20 protein-coding genes are annotated in these 22,079 nt (G+C 72.9%); 11 read left to right on the top strand and 9 right to left on the bottom strand.

Annotation, left to right across the window (positions count from 1 at the left end; all coding sequences use genetic code 11):
* The first annotated feature begins 139 nt into the window (after positions 1-139).
* Complete coding sequence (locus BS75_RS52130) at positions 140-355, top strand: hypothetical protein (protein WP_052069198.1); 216 nt, start codon at positions 140-142, stop codon at positions 353-355.
* 329 nt (positions 356-684) lie between these two features.
* On the opposite strand, the gene BS75_RS05220 is transcribed toward BS75_RS52130, so the two are convergent.
* The 5 genes from BS75_RS05220 to BS75_RS05200 all read right to left on the bottom strand — a co-directional run bounded on the left by BS75_RS05220 (position 685) and on the right by BS75_RS05200 (position 4,860).
* Positions 685-1,179, bottom strand: a complete 495-nt coding sequence (locus BS75_RS05220) for a tetratricopeptide repeat protein (protein ID WP_034087351.1) — start codon at positions 1,177-1,179, stop codon at positions 685-687.
* Positions 1,180-1,255: 76 nt separating this feature from the next.
* Positions 1,256-2,401 (bottom strand): MBL fold metallo-hydrolase, encoded by a 1,146-nt coding sequence (locus BS75_RS05215; protein ID WP_174515046.1) that lies wholly within the window; start codon positions 2,399-2,401, stop codon positions 1,256-1,258.
* 152 nt (positions 2,402-2,553) lie between these two features.
* Positions 2,554-3,006, bottom strand: coding sequence for a MaoC family dehydratase (locus BS75_RS05210; protein WP_034087350.1), 453 nt, complete (start codon positions 3,004-3,006; stop codon positions 2,554-2,556).
* 79 nt (positions 3,007-3,085) lie between these two features.
* Entirely contained in the window at positions 3,086-3,373 is a 288-nt protein-coding gene (locus BS75_RS05205; protein WP_034087349.1) for a hypothetical protein, read from the bottom strand.
* Entirely contained in the window at positions 3,367-4,860 is a 1,494-nt protein-coding gene (locus BS75_RS05200; protein ID WP_034087348.1) for an SDR family NAD(P)-dependent oxidoreductase, read from the bottom strand. The genes BS75_RS05205 and BS75_RS05200 overlap by 7 nt, the downstream gene beginning before the upstream one ends.
* A gap of 170 nt (positions 4,861-5,030) precedes the next feature.
* Between BS75_RS05200 and BS75_RS05195 the strand changes: the two genes are divergently transcribed.
* The gene (locus tag BS75_RS05195; protein ID WP_052069194.1) at positions 5,031-5,297 is read left to right on the top strand and encodes a hypothetical protein; all 267 of its coding nucleotides are present in this window, start codon (positions 5,031-5,033) and stop codon (positions 5,295-5,297) included.
* 57 nt (positions 5,298-5,354) lie between these two features.
* Here BS75_RS05195 and BS75_RS05190 read toward each other — a convergent pair whose 3' ends face one another.
* On the bottom strand, positions 5,355-6,305 hold the full coding sequence (locus tag BS75_RS05190) for a helix-turn-helix domain-containing protein (RefSeq protein WP_034087347.1): 951 nt from the start codon (positions 6,303-6,305) through the stop codon (positions 5,355-5,357).
* A gap of 86 nt (positions 6,306-6,391) precedes the next feature.
* Here BS75_RS05190 and BS75_RS05185 point away from each other — a divergent pair, with 86 nt between their 5' ends.
* Positions 6,392-6,652, top strand: a complete 261-nt coding sequence (locus BS75_RS05185; protein ID WP_034087346.1) for a hypothetical protein — start codon at positions 6,392-6,394, stop codon at positions 6,650-6,652.
* Positions 6,653-6,662: 10 nt separating this feature from the next.
* Positions 6,663-7,685: an NAD-dependent epimerase/dehydratase family protein gene (locus BS75_RS05180; RefSeq protein ID WP_034087345.1), complete on the top strand. Its 1,023-nt coding sequence runs from the start codon at positions 6,663-6,665 to the stop codon at positions 7,683-7,685.
* Between the two features lie 94 nt (positions 7,686-7,779).
* Here BS75_RS05180 and BS75_RS05175 read toward each other — a convergent pair whose 3' ends face one another.
* Together BS75_RS05175 and BS75_RS05170 are read right to left on the bottom strand one after the other, a co-directional pair.
* A complete protein-coding gene (locus tag BS75_RS05175; protein WP_034087344.1) occupies positions 7,780-8,967 on the bottom strand; it encodes an acetyl-CoA C-acyltransferase in 1,188 nt (395 codons plus the stop codon).
* Positions 8,968-9,055: 88 nt separating this feature from the next.
* Positions 9,056-10,231, bottom strand: coding sequence for an acyl-CoA dehydrogenase family protein (locus BS75_RS05170; protein ID WP_034087343.1), 1,176 nt, complete (start codon positions 10,229-10,231; stop codon positions 9,056-9,058).
* 194 nt (positions 10,232-10,425) lie between these two features.
* Here BS75_RS05170 and BS75_RS05165 point away from each other — a divergent pair, with 194 nt between their 5' ends.
* The 4 genes from BS75_RS05165 (at position 10,426) to BS75_RS05150 (ending at position 14,637) form a co-directional block, all read left to right on the top strand.
* The gene (locus tag BS75_RS05165) at positions 10,426-11,076 is read left to right on the top strand and encodes a TetR/AcrR family transcriptional regulator (protein ID WP_034092442.1); all 651 of its coding nucleotides are present in this window, start codon (positions 10,426-10,428) and stop codon (positions 11,074-11,076) included.
* Positions 11,077-11,308: 232 nt separating this feature from the next.
* On the top strand, positions 11,309-12,667 hold the full coding sequence (locus tag BS75_RS05160; protein WP_042437513.1) for an ABC transporter substrate-binding protein: 1,359 nt from the start codon (positions 11,309-11,311) through the stop codon (positions 12,665-12,667).
* A gap of 114 nt (positions 12,668-12,781) precedes the next feature.
* Positions 12,782-13,723 carry a carbohydrate ABC transporter permease gene (locus BS75_RS05155; protein WP_042437511.1) on the top strand — a complete coding sequence of 314 codons (942 nt, stop codon included), beginning with the start codon at positions 12,782-12,784 and terminating at the stop codon, positions 13,721-13,723.
* A complete protein-coding gene (locus tag BS75_RS05150; protein WP_034087342.1) occupies positions 13,720-14,637 on the top strand; it encodes a carbohydrate ABC transporter permease in 918 nt (305 codons plus the stop codon). Before BS75_RS05155 ends, BS75_RS05150 begins: the two co-directional genes overlap by 4 nt.
* Before the next feature lie 23 nt (positions 14,638-14,660).
* Here BS75_RS05150 and BS75_RS05145 read toward each other — a convergent pair whose 3' ends face one another.
* The gene (locus BS75_RS05145) at positions 14,661-15,833 is read right to left on the bottom strand and encodes a nitric oxide synthase oxygenase (protein ID WP_231607682.1); all 1,173 of its coding nucleotides are present in this window, start codon (positions 15,831-15,833) and stop codon (positions 14,661-14,663) included.
* A gap of 156 nt (positions 15,834-15,989) precedes the next feature.
* Between BS75_RS05145 and BS75_RS05140 the strand changes: the two genes are divergently transcribed.
* The 3 genes from BS75_RS05140 to BS75_RS05130 all read left to right on the top strand — a co-directional run bounded on the left by BS75_RS05140 (position 15,990) and on the right by BS75_RS05130 (position 22,007).
* Positions 15,990-19,205, top strand: a complete 3,216-nt coding sequence (locus tag BS75_RS05140; RefSeq protein WP_231607681.1) for a BTAD domain-containing putative transcriptional regulator — start codon at positions 15,990-15,992, stop codon at positions 19,203-19,205.
* A 167-nt stretch (positions 19,206-19,372) separates the two neighbouring features.
* Positions 19,373-20,998: an MFS transporter gene (locus tag BS75_RS05135; RefSeq protein ID WP_042437510.1), complete on the top strand. Its 1,626-nt coding sequence runs from the start codon at positions 19,373-19,375 to the stop codon at positions 20,996-20,998.
* Between the two features lie 145 nt (positions 20,999-21,143).
* On the top strand, positions 21,144-22,007 hold the full coding sequence (locus tag BS75_RS05130) for a PhzF family phenazine biosynthesis isomerase (protein ID WP_034087341.1): 864 nt from the start codon (positions 21,144-21,146) through the stop codon (positions 22,005-22,007).
* The last annotated feature ends 72 nt before the right edge of the window (positions 22,008-22,079 follow it).

Raw genomic sequence — 22,079 nt, 5'->3', positions numbered from 1 at the left:
GCACGCCGGTGGGATCGGCACGCGGTGGAGGCGCTGGGGGAGGCGCACCCCTACGAGGCCGAGGCGGCCGTCGCCTTCCTCGACGGCGTGCCCGACCGGGCGTGGGCGGGCACGGCGGGCCCGGCGGCTGGGTGCGCTGGTGCGCGAGCAGCACCTGGTGCTGCTGGACCCGGACCATCCGGAGCAGGCCACGCTCGCTCCCGGCTACGCCCCGGGCGAGTACCACCTCGCGTACGACTACGCCCCGCGCCCGGACAGCCTGGCCCGCGCCTGGTTCAGCGAGGCCGAAATGGCCCGCAGCCTGGACCGTCTCGCCAACGCCCAGCAGCCGGAAGGCGGCTGGCCGATCAACTGAGCGCTCTGGTCACCGACGGCCGAGGCGGAGGCCCGTCCCGGGGCGACGCTCAGGGCGCTGCTCACGCTGCGTGCCCACGGTCGGCTCGACGGCTCAACGGATGAGCGCTGAAAGGGTGTTGGGAAGGGCGCGGCAAGGGCACGGCAAGGGGGTGACGGTGGCTTTGAAATGGATGGATGTCCTTGGCATATGCCAATGACGCTCTCTTGCCAATTTGTTGTGTCCATTACGACTTAGCGCCATGTGTTCGCGCTACGTTGGTCCGGGGTTGCGAGCCCTCGGCCCCGATGTGCCGACATCGGGGCCGCCCGCTCGTCGGAGGGATCTCCTCAGGAGGTCTCGTCCAGGTGGTCGGCGTAGTACTCGATCGCCCGGCGGTACTGACGCACCGTCGGGTCCGCGCTGGTCGCCGCCGTCACCTGGAGCAGCAGCTGCACAGCCGCGGCGGACTCGCCGGTGTTGTGCAGCGCCATCGCCAGGAAGGTCCGCAGCGCCGCGTCCTCCGGGAACTCCACCAGCGACCGGCGCAGCACCGCCACCGCCTCGCCGTACCGGCCCAGGACGCGGTAGGTGCTGCCCAGGCCCAGGAACGCGCCGTGCCGGTCGGCGGCGGACAGCCCCTGGCCGGCCAGGGCGCGCTCGTAGTACGGGGCTGCCTCGGCCTCCAGGCCCAGGGTGTCGTGCGCCCAGGCGGTCTGGTAGGCGACACCGGCGTGCCGGGGGCGGCTGTCCGACAGCCGCCGGAGCCGTTCGCAGCCCTCGGGAGTGCCCAGCTCGCGCAGCCGGACGGCCTGGGTCAGGCCCGGGTCCTGATCATCGTTCATGCCGCAGCACGCTGTCATGATCAGTCCCGGGCGGGCAAGTCAGGCCGCCGGTGCGTCAGAACGTCAGACGGTGACCTCAGACGGTGACCTCTTCCGGCTGCGGGCCGGCCTTGGGCGGCAGCGGCGGCGCCGGCAGCGGCGCGTCGGCCGGCACCGGTGCGACCGCCCGCCACCAGGGCTCGGCCGGCAGCGCGGCGGAGGGCTCGAAGGGCTGGCCCGGGCGCGGGGTCGCCACCTGGACGCCGACCGCCCCGGCCGCCGCGAGCGTCCGCTCGATCGGCTCCGCCCAGGGGTGCGGCGCCAGGTCGAAGGTCGCCCAGTGGATCGGCAGCAGGACCGCGCCCGCGCCCAGGTCGCCGTGGGCCCGGACGCCCTCCTCCGGCGTCATGTGGACCTCCGGCCAGAACTCGCTGTAGGCGCCGACCTGGATCATGGTGGCGTCGAAGGGCCCGTGCTGGGCGCCGATCTCCGCGAAGCCGGGGAAGTAGCCGCTGTCGCCGCTGTGGAACAGCCGGTGCTCGGCCCCGGCCACCACCCAGGAGGCCCAGAGCTGGTGCGTCCCGGTGCGTGGCCCCCGGGCGCAGTAGTGGCGCGCCGGGGTCGCCGTCAGCGTCAGTCCGGCGACCCGGGCCGACTCCTGCCAGTCCAGTTCGACCAGCCGGTCGGCCGGGACGCCCCAGTGCTCCAGGTGCGCCCCGACGCCCAGCGGGACGGCGAAGTCCGCGCCGGAGCGGACCAGGGCGCGGATCGCGTCCATGTCGAGGTGGTCGTAGTGGTCGTGGGAGACCACCACCACGTCGACCGGGCCCAGGGACTCCAGCGGGATCGGGTTCGGGTGCAGCCGGCGCGGGCCGATGCCGGGGACCGGGGTGCAGCGCTCGCCCCAGACCGGGTCGAACAGCACCCGGCGGCCCTGGATCTCGGCCAGCACCGTGGCGTGGCCCAGCCAGGTCAGCCGCAGTCCGTCGGCCGGCGGGACGGCCAGTTCCTCCGGGCTCAGCGGGTGGACCGGGATCGGGGCGGTGGGCTTGGTGTCCTTCTTGGTCAGATTGGCCCGCAGGCCCTCCAGGAAGGTGCCCGGGATCATCCGCCGGGTCGGCACCGGGTTGCGGAAGGACCCGTCGACGAAGTGCGGCGAGCGCTCGATCCGGGCGAGCCGCTCGCCGGTGGGCTCGGCGCCGAAGGAGGCCGGGCGGAGCGCCGTCGGTCGCAGCTCGGTGATGCGGGAGTACTCGGTGAAGCGGGAGTACCAGGGGCGGGAGCCGGACACGGAGCCTCCTCCTACGGAAAACCTCGGGACCCTCCGCAGCCTATCCAGCCACCGGCCGGGCGTCCCGGTTTCCCCGGGGGCCCGGCCACCGACCGGGGACGGCGTCAGGCGTAGAAGCGGGTGATCGACTCGGCGACGCAGTAGGGCTTGCCGCCGTCCTGCCCCGCGATGGTGAAGCGGACGACCACCTGGACGCCGCCGGGCACGTCCTCGGTAGACACCAGTTCGGCCGTCCCACGAACGGCCGAACCGACCGGCAGCGGGGCGGGGAAGCGCACCTTGTTCGAGCCGTAGTTGACGGCCATCCGGACACCGGCGACCGAGTAGCACTCCGAGGCGAGCACCGGGAGCAGCGAGAGCGTCAGGAAGCCGTGGGCGATGGTGGTGCCGAACGGGCCGGCCTTCGCCCGCTCCGGGTCCACATGGATCCACTGGTGGTCGCCGGTGGCCTCGGCGAACAGGTCGACCCGGTGCTGGTCGACGGTGTGCCACTGGCTGCTGCCGAGCTCGGTGCCGACCGCGGCGGTGAACTCGGCGAGGGACGCGAACGAAGTCATGGTGCTGCCTCTTCCCTGCTGGAACCACATGGAACGCGCCCGCAGGAGCGCTTCCGGGGAGGCTATCGCTACTGGCGGGTCACTTGGCAGGGGGTCCGGGCTCGACCCGGCAGTGGAAGGCGAAGGGCCACTGGTGCACCGGGCGGGCCAGCAGCCCGGCCGGTGGCTCCGGCAGTCGGACCGGGGCGCCGCCGCCGTCCGTGGTCCGCAGGATCACCACGATCCGGTCGTCGGCCGCCAGGTAGACGTCCGCGCCCGCGCCGCGCTCGGCGAGCTGCCGCTCGACCCAGGCCAGCAGCTCGTCCAGCGCCCCGGGGACGGCCCTGACCTCCCACATCAGGGTGTCCGGGGCCGGTCGGCTCACCATGCGGACGGCTTGTAGTCCTTGAGGAAGCACCCGTAGAGGTCCTCCCCCTGCTCGCCGCGGACGACCGGGTCGTAGACCCGGGCCGCGCCGTCCACCAGGTCCAGCGGGGCGTGGAAGCCCTCGTCGGCGAGGCGCATCTTGTCCGGGTGCGGACGCTCGTCGGTGATCCAGCCGGTGTCCACCGCGGTCATCAGGATGCCGTCGTTGTCCAGCATCTCCTGCGCGCTGGTCCGGGTCAGCATGTTCAGCGCGGCCTTGGCCATGTTGGTGTGCGGGTGACCCGGTCCCTTGTAGCCCCGGCTGAACTGGCCCTCCATCGCGGAGACGTTGACCACGTACTTGCGCCGGGCCGACGAGGCGGCCATCGCCGGGCGCAGCCGGCTGACCAGGATGAACGGCGCGGTCACATTGCAGAGCTGGACCTCCAGCAGCTCGATCGGGTCGACCTCGTCGACCTTCTGGCTCCAGCTGTTGACCGGGTCCAGGTCCGGGACCAGCCCGCCCGCGTCGATCGCGGTCCCGGCCTCGATCAGCGCGGGCGCGGCCGAGCCGCTGGTCAGCGAGAGCGCGGTGAGCGCCTGGGCGCTGAGCGCGCCCCGCTCGCCCCGGCTCTGGCTGGGCAGTGCCGGCTGGCGGCTCAGGTCGAAGCCGCCGAGGACCACGGCCTCGGGCAGTTCGCCGGCCGGCAGCGGGGCGTCCTCGGCGGTGATCAGTTCGGCGTACGCCTGTGCGGAGCGGCGCACGGTCTGCGCGGCGTTGTTGATCAGGATGTCCAGCGGGCCCTGCGCGGCGACCGAGTCGGCCAGCGCGATCACCTGCGAGGGGTCGCGCAGGTCGATCCCGACGATGCGCAGCCGGTGCAGCCACTCGGCGCTGTCCGGCATCGCGGTGAAGCGGCGGATCGCGTCGTTGGGGAAGCGCGTGGTGATGGTGGTGTGCGCGCCGTCGCGCAGCAGCCGCAGCGCGATGTACATCCCGATCTTCGCCCGGCCGCCGGTCAGCAGCGCCCGCTTGCCGGTCAGGTCGGTCCGGGCGTCGCGGCGGGCCCGGTTCTCGTGCGCGCAGGGCTGGCAGAGCTGGTGGTAGAACGCGTCGACCTCGACATAGCGGGTCTTGCAGATGTAGCAGGAGCGGGGCCGCTCCAGCACGCCCGCGATCGGACCGGCGGTGCCTGCGGTCAGCTGCAGCCCCTGGGTCTCGTCGTCGATCCGGTCGGCCGCGCCGGTCGCCGTGGCCTCGGTCACCGCCCGGTCGTTGGCGGTCTTCGCCGCCCGGCGCTCCTGCCGGCGGCGGTGCTTGACCGTCCGGTAGAGGCCCGCGGTCGCCAGCCGGACCGCGATGGCGTCCGGGTGGTCGATCGGCAGCCGGTCGAGCTCGGCCAGCACGTCCAGGGCCAGGGCCAGGCGCTCCGGCTCGATGCCGGGAACGTCGTCCGTGGGGACGGTCCCGTCGAGGAGGGTCGTGCTGCCGTCAGGTCCTGCGCTCATGCCGCTGCCGTTCGTGGGTTGCGAGGGAGGGGGTTCCAACTGCGACACCTTACGCGGGGCGGCCCCGTCCGCCCAAACCGCCGACGGACGCTCTCGTCCCGATCGGCGCCCCGTACCCGGTCGGACCGCTCGCCGCGCGCCGCCGCACGGCTGCCGCCACAGTGGACGTCATGGCGACTGACAAGATGATGAACAGGCCGAACTTCACCGTCCACCGGCGGCTCCTCGCGGTCGGCGCGGTGCTCACCGGGACCGGGGCGCTGCTCGCGCTGGTCGGCACGGCGATCGCCGGCGCCGCGCTGGTGACCGCCGGACGCGGCTGGGTGCAGCAGTGGGAGACCGCCCCCGGCGAGCTGGCGAACCGGACCGTGCGGCAGGCCAGGGAGGCCTCCCGCGCGGGCATGGACGCCTGGCGGTCCCAGGCCCAGAACAACTGACCGGCGGCGACCGGACCAGCGATGACCGGACCGGCGGCGACCGGTCGGCGCCGCCGCTCAGCGGGCGGCGAAGGTGCGCCGGTAGTCGGCGGGAGTGACCCCGACCACCCGGCGGAAGTGGTGGCGCAGCAGCGCGGCCGTGCCGAAGCCGCAGGTGCGGGCGATGTCCTCGATGCCGAGCAGGGTCTCCTCCAGCAGGTGCCGGGCGTGCAGCACCCGCTGGGTGGCGAGCCAGCGCTGCGGGGTGGTCCCGGTCTCGGCGACGAAGCGGCGGGCGAAGGTGCGCTCGGACAGATGGGCACGGCGGGCCAGTGAGGCGACGCTGTGCTCGGTGTCCAGTTGCCCCAGCATCCAGCTGAGCAGCGGCTCCAGGCTGTCGACGGCGCAGTCCTGCACCGGCTGCGCCACGAACTGCCGCTGGCCGCCGTCCCGCTGCGGCGGGACGACCATCCGTCGGGCGATCGTGGTGGCCGCCGCCGAGCCCAGCTCGCGGCGGACCAGGTGCAGGCAGGCGTCGATGCCGGCGGCGGTCCCGGCGCTGGTGATGATGTCGCCCTCGTCGACGAAGAGCACGTCCGGATCGAGGGTGGCGGCGGGGAAGCGCTTGGCGAACTCGTCGACATGTCGCCAGTGCGTGGTGCAGCGGCGGCCGTCCAGCAGTCCGGTCGCGCCGAGCACGAAGGCGCCGCTGCACACGGTCAGCAGCGTCGCGCCCCGGGCGTGCGCGGCCCGGACGGCGTCGAGCACCGCGGGCGGGTACTCCCCGCGGATCAACGCGGCCGGGACGGCGACCAGGTCGACGTCGTCCAGGGCGTCCAGCCCGAAGGCGGGCACGATCTGGGCGGGGACGCTCATCTGCAGCGGTTCCCCCGGGCGCTCGCCGCAGACCCGGAACTCGATCGGCGGGACGCCGTCATCGGTGCGGTCGATCCCGAAGACCTCGCACAGGACGCCGAATTCGAACGGCGCTGTGCCCTCGATCAGCATGGACGCGACTGTCTTCAGCATGGCCTCAGCGTAGCTGGCAGGATTTTGCAGGACAAGGGCAGAAGCGCCACTGTTGGCGGTAATTGGTGCAGCAAAGAATTACTGCCATGACTGGTTCGCAGATCTCAGGCACCCTGATCATCCTCGTCGCTGTCGTCCTCGCCCTGGCTCTCGCGGTCGTCCTGGAGCGCAGGACCCGCGGGTCCGGGCCGGACACCCGCACCGTCTCACTCACCACCCCCGCCGACCGCCCCGACTCCGGCTCCGGTTTCGGCTCCGGTCTCGGCTCCGGCGACGACCGTTCGCCCGTGGCGGACGACCTCTGCTCTCGGCGTACCGATCTTCCGGAGCGTCAACCGGCCGGGTAAGACTCCGGACATGAGACTCCTGGTAATCGGTGGAACCGTCTTCCTCGGGCAGGCATTCGCTGCCGAGGCCCTCTCCCGGGGTTGGGAGGTCACCACCTTCAACCGAGGCCGGAGCGCCGCCGACCTCCCCGGCGTGGAAACGATCCGCGGGGACCGCGAGTCGGACGAGGACCTCGCCCGACTCGCCGAATCCGGACCCTGGGACGCCGTCGTCGACGTCTGCGGCTACGTGCCGAGCATCGTCGGCGCGTCCGTGGCCGCCCTCGCCGGCGCCGCGTCGAGCTACCTCTTCATCTCCTCCGTCAACGCCTACCCGGGCTTCCCCGCCGTCACCGTCGACGAGGACTCCCCGCGCCACGAGTGCCCCGCCGACGCCGGCCGCGGGGACGGCGACTACGGGAAGCTCAAGGCCGGCTGCGAGAACGCGGTCACCGATGGCTTCCCGGGCCGCGCCCTGATCATCCAGCCCGGCCTGATCATGGGCCCGGGCGACCGGGCCCGACGCACCATCTGGTGGCTGCGCCGGGCCTCCGAGGGCGGCCGGATGGTCGCGCCGGCCGCGCCCGAGCAGCAGATGCAGCTCATCGACGCCCGGGACATCGCCGCCTTCGGTCTCGACCGGATCGCGGCCGAGGACAGCGGCAGCTACATCGTCACCGGGCCGAGCGGGAACGCCACCTGGGGCGAGTACCTGGGCGCCTGCCTGGAGGCCACCGGCGACAAGGCCGAACCGGTCTGGATGGACGACCGGTTCCTGCTCGACCACGCCGTCGAACCCTGGTCGGAGCTGCCGCTCTGGGCACCGCGCAACGAGGAGATGGCGGAGGTGTGGAACGTCTCCTCGGCCAAGGCGCTCGCGGCCGGGCTGCGCTGCCGTCCGGTCGTCGACTCCGTCCGCGACACCGCCGACCGGCTCTTCGCCCCCGGCGGCCTGGAGGAGGCGTTCAGCGAGTACCGCAGCATGGCGGCGCTGCCGCAGCTGAGCCCGGAGAAGGAACGCCTGCTGCTCACCGACTGGGACGCCAGGTCCTGACGCCCAGGACGAGCGGTGCAGCGGTCGGACCGTCCGCCGCACCGCGAGCCGTTGCCGGTCCCGGTCGGTCGCGGCCGTTCCCGGCCGTTCGCGGTCAGTCGCGGTCGACCAGCACGGCCGTGCCCTGGCCGACGCCGACGCACATCGTGGCCAGCCCGCGCCGGGTGCCGGTACGGCTCATCCGGTGCAGCAGGGTGGTGAGCAGCCGGGCGCCGGACCCGCCCAGCGGGTGGCCCAGGGCGATCGCCCCGCCCTGCGGGTTGACCAGCTCCGGGTCGATCCCCAACTCCTGGACGCAGGCCAGGGCCTGGGCGGCGAAGGCCTCGTTGAACTCGGCCGTCTCCAGCCCTACCAGCTCGCGCCCGGAGCGGGCCAGCACCCGGCGCACGGCCGGGACCGGGCCGATGCCCATGACGTCAGGGTGGACGCCGGCGCTCGCACCGGCCGCGTAGCGACCCAGCGGCTCCAGCCCGAGCTCGTGCAGGGCCTCCTCGCTGACCAGCAGCAGGCCGGCGGCGCCGTCGTTCATCGGCGAGGAGTTGCCGGCGGTCACCGAGCCGCCCTGGCGGAACACCGGCTTGAGCGTGGCCAGCTTCTCCGCCGTGGTGTCGGCCCGGATCGACTCGTCGGAGTCGACGACCGTGCCGTCGGCCAGGGTCACCGGGACCATCTCGGCGTCGAACAGCCCGTCCGCGCGGGCGGCGGCGGCCAGCCGGTGGCTGCGGAGCGCGAAGGCGTCCTGCTGCTCACGGGTGACCTTGAAGCGGTCGGCGACCTCCTCGGCGGTCTCGCCCATCGACAGCACCCCGTGCAGCTCACGCATCTTCGGATTGGTCATCCGCCAGCCCAGCTTGGTGTCGAAGATCTCGGCGCCCAGCGGCAGCGCCTGCTCGGCACGCGGCAGCACGAAGGGCGCCCGGCTCATCGACTCCGAGCCGCCGGCCAGGACGATGTCCGCCTCGCCGCAGCCGATGGCGCGGGCGGCGGCGGTGACCGCCTCCAGGCCGGAGGCGCAGAGCCGGTTCAGCGTGGCGCCGGGGACGGAGTCGGGCACGCCCGCGAGCAGCAGCGCCATCCGGGCGATGTTGCGGTTGTCCTCCCCGGACTGGTTGGCCGCGCCCCAGTAGACGTCGTCGATCCGGGCCGGGTCGAGCGCGGGGACGCTCGCCAGCACGGCCCGGATCGCGGCGGCGGCCAGGTCGTCCGGGCGGACGGTGGAGAGGGCGCCGCGCAGCCGGCCCACGGGGGTGCGCTTGGCGGCGGCGAAGTAGACGGGACGCATGGGGCGGGCTCCTCGGTGCGGCGGGTGGGAAGTCGGGGGCGGGCGGTGGCGGGCGGCCGGTCAGGACGGGTCGACGCCGGTCAGCAAGTCAGAAAGCGTTGACGCCGGTCAGCGCGCGGCCGATGAGCAGCTTCTGGATCTGACTGGTGCCCTCGTAGAGGGTCATCACCCGGGCGTCGCGGACGTACTTGCCGACCGGGTACTCGTCGATGAAGCCGTAGCCGCCGAAGACCTGGAGCGCGGTGTTGGCGGCCTTGACCGCCGCCTCGGAGGCGTAGAGCTTGGCGACCGAGGACTCGGTGGCGAAGGGCAGTCCCCGGTCGATCAGGTCGGCGACCCGCCAGACCAGCAGCCGGGCGGCGTCCAGCTCGACCTTGATGTCGGCGAGCATCTCCTGCACCAGTTGGTGTCCGGCGATCGGGGCGCCGAACTGCTCGCGCTGCCCGGCGTAGCCGAGGGCCGCGTCCAGGGAGGCCTGGACGATGCCGACGCAGCCGGCCGCGACCGACATCCTGCCCTTGGCCAGCGCGGCCATGGCCACGCCGAAGCCCTTGCCCTCGGCGCCGAGCATGGCGCTGTGCGGCACCCGGACCCCCTCGAAGACCAGCTCGGCGGTCGGCTGGCCCCGCAGGCCGAGCTTGCCGTGGACGGTCCGCCGGGTGAGCCCGGGGGAGTCGGTGGGCACCAGGAAGGCGCTGACACCCTTGTGCCCGGCCTGCTCGGGGTCGCTGCCGCCGGTGCGGGCGAAGACCAGGGCGACCTCGGCCCAGGTGCCGTTGGTGATGAACATCTTGCTGCCGTCGAGCACCCAGCCGTCGCCCTCGTCGTCGCCCTCCCGGACGGCCCGGGTGCTGAGGTTGCCGGCGTCGGAGCCGGTGCCGGGCTCGGTCAGGGCGAAGCAGCCGAGGGCGTCGCCGGAGGTGAGCCGGGGGAGCCAGCGCTGCTTCTGCTCCTCGGTGCCGTAGTGGGCGATCGACTTGGCGACCAGTCCGAGCGAGACCGAGACCAGGCCGCGCACCGAGGAGTCGCCGCGTCCCAGCTCCTCGGTGACCAGGACGTAGGCGAGGTGGTCGCCGCCGGAGCCGCCGTACTCCTCGGGGATGGTGAGCCCGAGGAAGCCGAGGTCGCCGAGCTTCTTGACGATGCCCCGGTCGACCTGTTCGGCCCGGTCCCAGGCGGCGGCGTTGGGTACGATCTCGCGGTCGACGAACTCGGCGGCCAGTGCGCGCACGGCGGCCTGTTCCTCGGTGAGCTCCAGGTTCACGGGTCCTCGACAGTCCTCTGCGGCGGGGTGGCGGAGCAGATAAACTAGCAGTGCAAGTTTTTCGACTGTAACCCCTTCCGGTGCAGCAGCGGAAGCGGCGGCGAACGAACGCCCGACCGATCCCGACCGACCGATCCGCGCCGATCCCGACCGACCGACCGAGCCGTCCGGTCCGGCCGACCCAGGAGGTACCCGTGGCCCGTCCGCGCAATCCGCTGCTCAGCCGCGAGCGGATCGTGGCCGCCGCCGTCGCCCTGGTCGACGCGGAGGGGCTGGCCGCGCTCTCGACCCGTCGGCTCGCCGCCGAGCTCGGGGTCAGCGGACCCTCCCTGTACAACCACTTCGCGACCAAGGACGCGCTGCTGGACGCGGTGATCGACCATGTCCTCGGCGAGGTGGACCTCTCGATGTGGGCCGAGCCCCCGGGCGAGTGGCAGCTGCCGCTGCTGGCCTGGGCGCGCTCCTACCGGGGCGCGCTGGTCGCCCACCCGCAACTGGTACCGGTGCTGGCGCAGGGCCCCGGCCGCCGGGCCAATGCGCTGCGGATCGCGGACGCGGTCTTCGGCGGGCTGGTCGACGCCGGCTGGTCCAAGGGCGAGGCCACCCGGATCGGTGCGCTGATGCGTTACTTCGTGTTCGGTTCCGCACTGGGCTCGTTCGCCGCCGGCTTCGTCGACGACGAGCAGGTGTACGCCGGGGACTATCCCCACCTCGGCGAGGCGCACCTGCTGGCAGAGCGTCAGCGGCAGGTCGACGAGGGCGCCTTCGAGACCGGCCTCACCGCACTGGTCGACGGCCTGGTGCTGCGGTTCGCGCGGCAGGGGCGCTCACGCTCCGCGAGTTGACCTCCCGTTTCCCAATTGTTACAGAGACGATCGAGAATCAACACTCTCCAACATCGGGGTAAACCCCCACCCCGGGGCCCTGTCACGCCCCCAGCCGCGACGTACCGTCAGTTGGCCTGCCATGTGCGGTGATTTTCATCCTGCGCGAGACCTTGACATGCCTTCTCATGGTTGGTGATATCTGAACGCTCACGTTCGTTTGTGTTTTCATTCGAACCCCTGGGGAGGGGTCATGGCGCAGCACGAAACCAACACCAACAGGCCGACCGGAGCGCTTTCGCACACGCTCGGACAGTCGATATCGCGCCGGTCGCTCCTTCGCGGCGCAGCGATCGGCGCGGGCGCAGTCGCCCTGCCGTCACTGCTGGCCGCCTGCAGCAGCGGGTCCGGTTCCAGTGGCTCCAGCGGCACTTCGAGCAAGACGGTCACCTTCGGCTCCAATGCGGCGGTGCCGCAGCCGAAGGGCGCCTACGAGACACTGTTCGCCCAGGCGAAGGTGGAGACCGGCTACACGGTCGACGTCAACTGGGTCGACCACAACACCTTCCAGCAGAACATCACCACCTACCTGCAGGGCAACCCGCAGGACGCGTTCAACTGGTTCGCCGGCGAGCGGATGCAGTTCTTCGCCGCGCAGGGCCTGGTCGACCAGATCGACGACGTCTGGGCCAAGATCGGCGGCAACTACACCGACGCGATGAAGGCGCAGAGCAAGGGGAGCGACGGGCACTACTACTTCGTGCCGTTCGACTACTACCCCTGGGCCGTCTACTACAGCAAGAGCCTGTGGGCGTCGAAGGGCTACACCGAGCCCACCACCTGGGACGAGTACATCGCGCTGGCCAAGAAGATGAAGAGCGACGGGCTGATCCCGATCGCCTTCACCGACAAGGACGGCTGGCCCGCGATGGGCACCTTCGACTACCTCGACATGCGGATGAACGGTTTCGACTTCCACATCGACCTGATGCGCAACGGCACCAACTGGAACACGCCGCAGGTCAAGGCGGTCTTCGACCAGTGGAAGCAGCTGATCCCGTACTACTCCTCCGGCTTCCTCGGGCTGACCTGGCAGGAGGGCGCGACCCAACTGCTCAACAAGCAGGCCGGGATGATGGTCCTGGGGCTGGACCAGATCGGCACCATCTTCACCGGGGCCAAGGCGGACGACCTGGGCTTCTTCGCCTTCCCCGAGATCAACCCGACCTACGGGCAGGACTCGGTCGAGGCGCCCATCGACGGCATGATGCTCTCGCACTCGCCGAAGAACCGCACCGGCGCGGTCGCGCTGCTGGAGTACCTGGGCACCGCCCCGGCCCAGCAGTTGTGGCTGGCCGCCGACCCGGCCGACATCGCCACCGCCAACGGGGTGGACACCTCGAAGTACACCACTCCGCAGACCCAGTCGATCGCGCTGATCCAGAAGGCGAAGAACATCTCGCAGTTCATGGACCGCGACACCCGCCCGGACTTCGCCGACCCGGTGATGCTCCCGGCGATCCAGCAGTTCCTGAACAACCCCGGCGACATCAACAGCATCCTCTCCAATGTCGACAAGCAGGCCAAGTCGATCTGGTCCAGCAACGGCTGAGGCCGGTTCAGACGGCCGGTGGCGGAACGGCGGTGCCACCGCCGGCCGTCACCGGCCCCTTCCGCGTGTTCCCGGTCTCGCCTGGCGCGCAGGCCGCACTGTGATGAGGAACGTATGACCGCATTGGATATCAGTCCGCGACGGCGACGGCAACGGCGGGCGCGGGGACGGCGGCTGTCGACCGGCGACCGGGTGGCGCTCACCCTGATGGCCGGGGTGCCGCTGCTGCTCACCCTGTCCTTCGTATGGATCCCGGCGCTGCTGTCGATCGTCCTGTCGTTCTCCAGCTGGCCCGGCATCGGCGGGGTCTCCTCGATCCACTGGATCGGCTGGACCAACTACCACAACATCTTCACCATCTACCCGTCCTTCTATCCGGCGCTGGAACACAACCTGATCTGGCTCGCCGTCTTCTTCTTCCTGCCGGCGCCCTTCGGACTGTTCCTGGCCGTGCAGTTGGACAAGCAGATCCGCTTCTCCCGGATCTACCAGAGCGTGCTCTTCCTGCCGGTGGTGCTCTCGCTCGCGCTGGTCGGCTTCATGACCGAGCTGATCTTCTCGCCCACCCAGGGCCTGCTCAACAACCTGACCGGGCACGCCGGGCAGAACGACCTGATCGACTGGCTGGGCAACCCGCACCTCAACATCTGGGCCGTGCTGCTGATGGCCTGCTGGCGGCAGACCGGCTACATCATGATCATGTACTTGGCCGGGCTGAAGAGCGTCGACCCCTCCATGAAGGAGGCCGCCGCACTGGACGGCGCCGGCCAGTGGCAGACCTTCCGCCACGTGGTCTGGCCCGCCCTGCGGCCGATCAACGTGGTGGTCCTGGTGATCACCGTGATCGAGTCGCTGCGCGCCTTCGACATCGTCTACGTCATCAACCAGGGCACCGACGGCCTGGAACTGCTCTCGGTCCTGGTCACCGACAACATCATCGGCGAGGCCAGCCGGATCGGCTTCGGCTCCGCACTGGCCACCATCCTGCTGCTGATCTCGATGGCCTTCATCGTGCCCTACCTGTTCACCATCTTCCGGAAGGACGGCCAAGAATGAGCGCGACCACCGCCGTCAGGGCGACCGCCCCCGCCGCGCCGGCCGCAACGCCCCGTCGCCCGCGCCGGATCGGCCGGATCGGCCTGCACCTCTTCCTGGTCGGCACCTCGGTGATCTGGCTGGCACCGCTGCTCTACGCCTTCTTCACCGCGCTGCGCCCCTACACCGACACCGAGAAGTACGGCTACGTCTCGCTCGGCGGGCACTTCAACTTCAGCAACTTCAGCGCCGCCTGGAGCCAGGCCGACCTGCCGCTCTACTTCTGGAACTCGGCGATCATCACCGTTCCGGCGCTGATCCTGACCCTGCTGCTGGCCAGCATGGTGGCGTTCGTCGCCTCCCGCTACCGGTTCCGGATCAACGTCTTCCTGCTGATGTTCTTCACCGCCGGCAACCTGCTGCCGCAGCAGGCCATCATCACCCCGCTCTACAAGATCTACCAGCTGATCCCGCTGCCGCTCTGGCTGTCCGACTCCGGCAAGATGGACGACTCCTACCTCGGGCTCATCCTGATCCACGTCGCCTTCCAGACCGGTTTCTGCGCCTTCGTCCTCGCCAACTACATGCGCACCATCCCGAACGAGCTCAGCGAGGCGGCGATGGTGGACGGCGCCTCCGCCTGGCGGCAGTACTGGCAGATCATCATGCCGCTCTGCCGACCGGTGCTGGCGGCGCTGGCGACGCTGGAGTTCACCTGGATCTACAACGACTTCTTCTGGGCCACCGTGCTGATGCAGACCGGCGACAAACGTCCGATCACCGCCGCGCTGAACAACCTCCAGGGCCAGTTCTTCGTGAACAACAACCTGATCTCGGCCGCCGCCCTGATCGTCGCGGTGCCCACGCTGGTGGTCTTCTTCCTGCTGCAGAAACAGTTCGTCTCCGGGCTCACCCTGGGGGCCAACAAGGGCTGACCGGAGGGGCGGCCCCGGGCCGGTCACGGCCACGGCGCCGCGCGGCGGAGGAAGGCCGGGCGCTGCGCGGCGTCCGGGGCGTCGTAGGAGCGGTGGAAGACCGGGGTCGCGGAGCCCGACAGCGGTGGGACGATCCAGCTCCAGTCGGCGGGCACCGGGCGGCCGTGCCGGCGCTCGGCCTCGATATGGGCCAGGAACCGCACCGACTCGGTGTGGTGGTCCGAGACGGTGACCCCCGCCTGCTGGAAGGAGTGCAGCACCGCGAGGTTCAGCTCCACCAGGGCGCGGTCCTGCCAGAGGGTGCGCGGGCCGCTGGTGTCCAGTCCGAACAGGTCGGCCACGGCCGGCAGCCGGTTGTAGCGGGCGGTGTCGCCGAGGTCGCGGGAGCCGATCTCGGTGCCCATGTACCAGCCGTTGAACGGGGCGGCCGGATAGCTGACCCCGCCGATCTCCAGCGTCATGTCGGACACCGCCGGGACGGCGTACCAGCGCAGGCCGAGGCCGGCGAAGCCCGGGTGCTGCGGATGGCTGAGCGGGACCTCCAACACCGCGTCCCCGGGCAGCTCGTAGTACTCCGGCGGGCGCTGCACGGCGCCCTGGAGCAGCAGCGGCATCACGTCGAACTCCTCCTTGCCGCCCCGCCAGCCCAGCTCCCGGGCCAGCTCCAGCCGTTCCCGGTTGGCCGGGTCGTCGGCGTACTGCACCAGCTGGCCGCTGAGCAGCCGCGCGGCCGGGCGGCCGGGGCGGTCCGGGGCGAAGACCGAGACCATCGGCCTGATCCGGCCGCCGTTGCCGGCCAGCCGCAGGTGGTCGACGCAGGCGTCGGCGATGTCGTCCGGGTGCCGCAGCTGCCGCAGGTCGCGCACCACCAGGCTGCGCCAGTACAGCCGGCCGATGCAGCGGGCCGAGTTGCGCCAGGCCAGCCGGGCGCCGAAGGCCAGCTCCTCGGGCGTGTGCTCGTAGGTCCCGTGCGCCTCGACCTCGGCGCGGACCTCGCGCAGCCTGGGTCCGACCCCGGCCGCGCCGGGGTGCTCGTCGGCGAACCGGAGGAGGAACTCCTCGGCGGCGGCGAGCACCGCCCCGGCCGCCGGAACGGGCCCGGGCCCGGCCACGGCCACGGCGTGCGCGGCGGGCGTGGCGTGCGCGGTGGGCGCGGTGGAACGGCGGCGGCGGAAAGCGTTGCGCGGAAACAGCACGATGTGATTCCCTCCCGGGGTCATGACTACCCGAGGTCACCGGACGGGCGCGGAAAGTGGCTGAATGTCCGTGCGGGAGGGGAACTCAGGGGCTAGTGTGAGCCGTTGCCGTGCGACCAGAGGGGCGTCGGCCCGGGGCGCCGATAGACTCCGGCCATGATCGGAGCCGGGCGCACTGTGGGGGATCCGGGCGCGCTGAGAGTCGGGATCCTGGGCAGCACCCAGGCATGGACCGGAGGCGGCGCAGCGGTCGCCCTCGGCGGGCCGGGCCGGAGGGCCGCGCTGGCGCTGCTGGCCCTGGAGGCCGGACGGATCGTCCCGGTGCAGCGGCTGGTCGACGGCCTCTACGGCGAGGAGGCCCCGGCCGGGGTCGGCAACGCGCTCCAGTCGCAGATCTCCCGTCTCCGCGCCGCCCTGCGCGTCCCCGGCGAGCCCGACCCGATCGAGAACCACCCGGCCGGCTACCGGCTGGCCCTGGGCGCCGAACAGGTCGACGCCCACCGCTTCACCCGGCTCGCCGCCGCCGGACGCCGGGCGCTCGACGCCGGCGACCACGCCGACGCGGTCGAGCAGCTCGGCGCCGCCCTCGCCCTGTGGCGCGGCCCCGCGCTGGCCGATGTCGCCGACGCGCCCTTCGCCGCCGCCCAGCGCAGTCGGTTGGAGGAGCTGCGGCTCGCCGCGACCGAGGACCGGGCCGAGGCCAGGACCGCCCTCGGCGAACCGCGCGAGGCCGCCGCCGATCTGCGCGAACTGGTCGCCGCCCATCCGCTGCGGGAGCGTCCGGCCGCCCTGCTGGTGCTGGCGCTGCACGCCGACGGGCGGCAGGCCGAGGCCCTGGCCGCGTGGAGCCGGGCCCGGGAGGCGCTGGCCGAGGAGCTGGGCGCCGACCCCGGCCCGGAGTTGGCCGCCGCCCAGCTGACCGTGTTGCGCGGCCCCGCCGAGCCGGCGCCCCGCCCGGTGGCGGCCGTGGCCTCAGGACGGTCGAGCCTCCCGGTCCGGCTCAGCGCGCTGATCGGCCGTGAGCAGGAACTCGTCCGGATCGACGAGGCGCTGGGCTGGGGGCGACTGCTCACCCTGACCGGCCCCGGGGGCGCGGGCAAGACCCGGACCGCCGTCGAGAGCGCCGCCCGGTACGGCGGCGACAGCTGCTTCGCGGACCTGTCCGGGCTCACCGACGGCACCGACCTCGCCCAGACCGTGCTCAGCGCCCTCGGCCTGCGCGGTTCCACCCTGCTCGGCCCGGCCGAAGGACCGCTGCCGCTGGCCCGGCTCACCGCCGCGCTGACGGAGCGACCGCTGCTGCTGGTCCTCGACAACTGCGAGCACCTGATCGCGGACGCCGCCCGGCTCGCCGCCGACCTCCTGGCCGCCTGCCCCGAGCTGCGGATCCTGGCCACCAGCCGGGAGGCGCTGGCCATCACCGGCGAGCAGCTGCTGCCGCTGCCGCCGCTGCCCGAGGCTGCGGCGCTCCAGCTGTTCGCCGAGCGCGCCGCCGCCGTCCAGCCCGCCTTCGACGCCGAGCGCGAGGCCGGGACCGTGGCCGAGATCTGCCGCCGCCTCGACGGGCTGCCGCTCGCCATCGAGCTGGCCGCCGCCCGGCTGCGCTCGCTGACCCCGCGCCAGGTAGCGGACCGGCTCGACGACCGGTTCCGGCTGCTCACCGGGGGCAGCCGGGTCGCCCAGCCGCGCCAGCAGACCCTGCGCGCCGTCGTCGACTGGAGCTGGGACCTGCTGCCCGAGGCCGAACGCGCGGTGCTGCGCCGCGCCTCCGTCTTCGCCGGCGGCTGGACCCTGGAGGCGGCCGAGGCCGTCTGCGCGCAGGGCCCCGGGGACCGGCCGGAGGAGGTCCTGGAACTGGTCGCCGCGCTGGTCGACAAGTCGCTGGTGATCGCCAGGCAGCCGGCTCCCGGGGAACCGGACGGGGTCCGCTACCGGATGCTGCAGACGGTCCGCGCCTACGCCGCCGAACGCCTCGCCGACTCCGGGGAGCAGCAGCGGACCCGCCGGGCCCACCTGGACCACTTCCTGGCCCTGGCCACCACCGCCGGGCCGTACCTGCGCACCGCCGAGCAGCTGCACTGGCTGCAGCTGCTGGCGGCCGATCACGACAACCTCCACGCCGCGCTGCGCGGCGCCGACACCGGCACCGCGCTGCGGCTGATGGACGAGCTGGCCGGCTACTGGCTGCTGCGCGGCCTGCGGCACGAGGGCGGCCCGCACGCCCGCCGGATCCTGGACGCCCTCGGTCCCGCCCCGGTCGCCCTGCCCGCCGGGGCGACCGAGGAGCAGTACGCGATCTGCGTGCTGCTGGGCCGCCAGGGCGAGCACGGCCTGGCCGAGCCGACCGGGCACCTCGCCGCCGTCGCCGAGCTGATGGAGGCGTTCCAGCGCACGCCCCCGCACAACCCGGCGCTCACCCTGCTCTGGGCGCCGGTCTCCGGCGTCCCGCGCAAGCTCGACGAGCTCACCCCGGAAGAGACGGCCCAGTGGCTCGACGACCCCTGGTACAAGGGCCTGTTCCACGCCGGGCGGGGATTCTGGCACTGGTACATGAACGCCGACGCCGAGGCCGCCGACCGCGAGTTCAGCGCCTCCGTCACCCAGTACCGGAGTCTCGGCGACCGCTGGGGCACGATCATCGCGCTCACCGAGCTCGCCTCGGTCGTGCACACCCTCGGCGACCGGGACCGCGCCCGGGAGCTCACCGCCGAGGCCCTGCGCTCCGCCACCGAGCTGGGCGCGACCGAGGACACCGCCGACGTCCTCTGCGGCCGGGCCGAACGGGCGGCCCAGGCCGGTGAGTTGGACGCCGCCCAGGCCGATGCCGAGGAGGCCGCCGCACTGTTCCGGCGCACCGGCCTGAGCGAGACCGTCCCCCGGGCGCTGCTCTGCCTGGCCACGGTCGCCCGGCTGCGCGGCGACCTGCCGGCCGCGCGCGCCCAGGGGGAGGCCGTCCTCGCGGAGACCAACGCCGGCTGGTTCGGCGGCGACTGGCTGCTGTTCGGGGCCCGGCTCGAACTCGCCCGCACCGACCAGGCGGCCGGCGACCTCGCCGCCGCCCGCGCCCGCTACCGCCAGGCGCTGACCCCGGACATCGACGACCGCAACCTGCCCGCACTGGCCCAGGCCGCCGACGCCGTCGCCGACCTGGTCCGCGCGGAGGGCGACCCGGAGCAGGCCGCGTTCCTGCTCGGCCTCGCCCGGGCGCTGCGCCGCAGCGAGGGCGCGCCGAGTGTGGACCGTCGCCGGACGGCCGACGCGGTCGGCGCGGCACTCGGCGCCGCCGGCTACGAGCAGGCCCGCGCCAGGGGCGCGGCGCTGCGTCCGGAGGCCGCCGTCGCCGCGCTGATCGAGGTCGCCCAACGGCCCTGACCGGGCGCGGGTGCCGCCCCGACCGGCTGCGGCTACCGCCTTGACCGGCTGCGGCTACCGTCCTGAACCGCTGCGGCTGCCGCCCTGACCGGGCGCTGCCCGGGCGGTGCGGGGCCGGTCAGCGCGCGGTGCGGGCCCGGTCAGCGCCGCGCGCGACGCTGACGCCCATGACCACCGCATCCGTCACCACCGCGTCCCGGGACGCCGGCCCCTCGCCGCTCCGCCGCTGGGGGACCCTCGCCATCTGCGCCACGGCAGCGCTGCTGCTCGGCATCGACAACACCGTCCTCAACCTCGCCATCCCGGACCTGGTCCAGGCGATGCGGCCGTCCACCACCCAGGTGCTGTGGATTGCCGACGCCTACAGCTTCGCCCTCGGCAGCCTGCTCGTCGTCATGGGCAGCCTCGGCGACCGGATCGGCCGCAAGCGGCTGCTCCTGATCGGCGCGGGCTGCTTCGGACTGGCCTCGCTGCTCACCGCCTACTCCGGCAACCCCGACCTGCTGATCGCCGCCCGGATGCTGCAGGGCGCCGCCGGGGCCACGGTGATGCCGTCCACCGCCTCGCTGATCCGCTCGACCTTCGCCGAGCCCAAGCAGCGCACCCTGGCCATGGGCATCTTCGCGGGTGTCGGCGGAGCCGGCTTCGCCCTCGGCCCGGTCATCGGCGGGTTGCTGCTGGACCACTTCTGGTGGGGCTCGGTCTTCCTGATCAACATCCCGGTGATGCTGCTGATCCTGGTCCTCGGTCCCGTACTGCTGGTCGAGTCCCGGAACCCGGCGCCCGGCCGCTTCGACCTCCTCAGCCTGCTGCTCTCCGTGGTCGGCCTGTTCAGCGTGATCTACGCGATCCAGACCGGCGCCCACGACGGCTTCACCGAGCCGCAGGTGCTGACCGCCGCCGTCGTCGGCGTGCTGGCCCTGGCCGCGTTCGGCCTGCGCCAGTCGCGGATCGGCAACCCGATGATCGACCTGCCGCTGCTGCGGAACCGCGCCTTCGCCGGATCGGTCGGCGCCAACCTGATCACCATCCTGTCCGTCTCCGCGCTCTCGCTCGCCTTCTCCCAGTACTTCCAGGACGTGCGCGGCTGGACGCCGCTGCACACCGGCCTCGCCCTGCTCGCCGGACCGGTCGGGGCGATGATCGGCGGACCGGGCTGCGCGGCGGTGATCAAGTGGTTGGGCCGGGCGGCCACCGTCTCCCTGGGCCTCGGCCTGATGGCCGTCAGCATGGCCGTCTTCGCCCTGGTGGGCATCCACACCCCGTACCTGGAGCTGGCCCCGGCGGTCGTCGTCAACGGCATCGGTATGGGCCTGATCTTCGGCACCACCAACGACACCATGCTCGCCACCGCGCCCAAGGAGCGTGCCGGAGGCGCCGCCGCGATCGGGGAGACCGCGATGGAGCTCGGCAGCGGCCTCGGCATCGCGGTCCTCGGCTCCATCCTCACCAGCGCCTACCGCTCCGGTCTGCACCTGCCGGCCGGGCTGCTCCCGGCCTCGGCCGCCGCCGCCCGGGAGACCGTCGGCGGCGGGATGGCCACCGGCGCGGCGCTGCCCGCCCCGCAGGGCCCGGCGCTGGTCGCGTCCGCGCAGCAGGCCTTCGTCCACGGGATGCACCTCGCCATCCTGATCGGCGCCGCCCTGCTCGCCTGCGGGGCGGTCGCCACCCTCTTCGCCCTGCGCGGCGTGCCCGCGGTGATCGCCGAGGAGGACGCGGACACGGGGGCGGACGCGGAGGCGGACGCGGGGGTGGACGGCCCGGTGTCCGCCCCCGCCGCAGCGCGCGGGTGAGGACCCGGCGGGGCCGACGGCTGCCGGTCGGGGCGACGGCGGCCGCCCCGACCGCGGGCCCCGGCCGCGTATGCGCGCAGGTGGCGGGCGGGACCCGGAGATATTCGGCTGTCCAGGAGGACCGGCGAACGGGATAGTTGGGACCATGACTACCGAGACCCGTACCGAGATCCTGCGCTACTCCGCCTTCACCACCGATCCCGCCGCCGGGAACCCGGCCGGCGTGGTGCTCGACGCGACCGCCATCGACGCGGAGCGGATGCTCGCCATCGCCGCCGAGGTCGGCTACTCCGAAACCGCCTTCGTCACGGCCCGGGACGACCGGCAACGACGTTTCCAGGTGCGGTACTTCAGCCCGCTGACCGAGGTCCCCTTCTGCGGCCACGCCACCGTGGCGACCGCCGTCGCGCTGGCCGAGCGGATCGGCGCCGGAGACCTGCTCTTCGACACCGCGGCGGGGGAGATCCGGGTGGCGACCGTGATCGACGCCGAGGGGGTGGCGCAGGCCGAGCTGACCAGCGTGCCCACCCGCTCCCGTCCGGCCGGGGACGAGGAACTGGACGCCGCGCTCGGCGCCCTGGGCTGGGCGCGCGCCGACCTCGACCCGGCCCTGCCGCCGCACGTCGCCTTCGGCGGCGTCGAGCACCTGGTCCTGGCCGCCGCGACCCGGGCCCGACTGGCCGACCTGGACTACGACTTCGACGGCCTCGCCGCCGTGATGCGGACCCACGGCTGGACCACGGTGCAGCTGCTCTGGCGCGAGTCGGCGGACCGGTACCACGCCCGCGACCCCTTCCCGATCGGCGGCGTCGTGGAGGACCCGGCGACCGGCGCGGCGGCAGCCGCGTTCGGCGGCTACCTGCGGGCCATCGGCGAGGTGCGGGAGCCGGCGACGATCCGGGTCCGCCAGGGCGAGGACATGGGACGGCCCAGCGAACTGACGGTCACGGTGGACCCGGCCGACGCCCGGGTGCGGGTGGCCGGGCGGGCGGTCCCGATCGCCGACTGAGCCGGACGAAGATCCGAAACGCGGTGCGCGCAGGTCAGGTGTGCGGATAGGGTCTCTCCGGCACTGGGACTC

The organism is Streptacidiphilus albus JL83 (genome assembly GCF_000744705.1).
In the GTDB taxonomy this organism is placed as follows: Bacteria; Actinomycetota; Actinomycetes; order Streptomycetales; family Streptomycetaceae; genus Streptacidiphilus; species Streptacidiphilus albus.
Note: the sequence above shows the minus strand (reverse complement) of the source record. Positions and strands in the feature narration are given on the sequence as shown.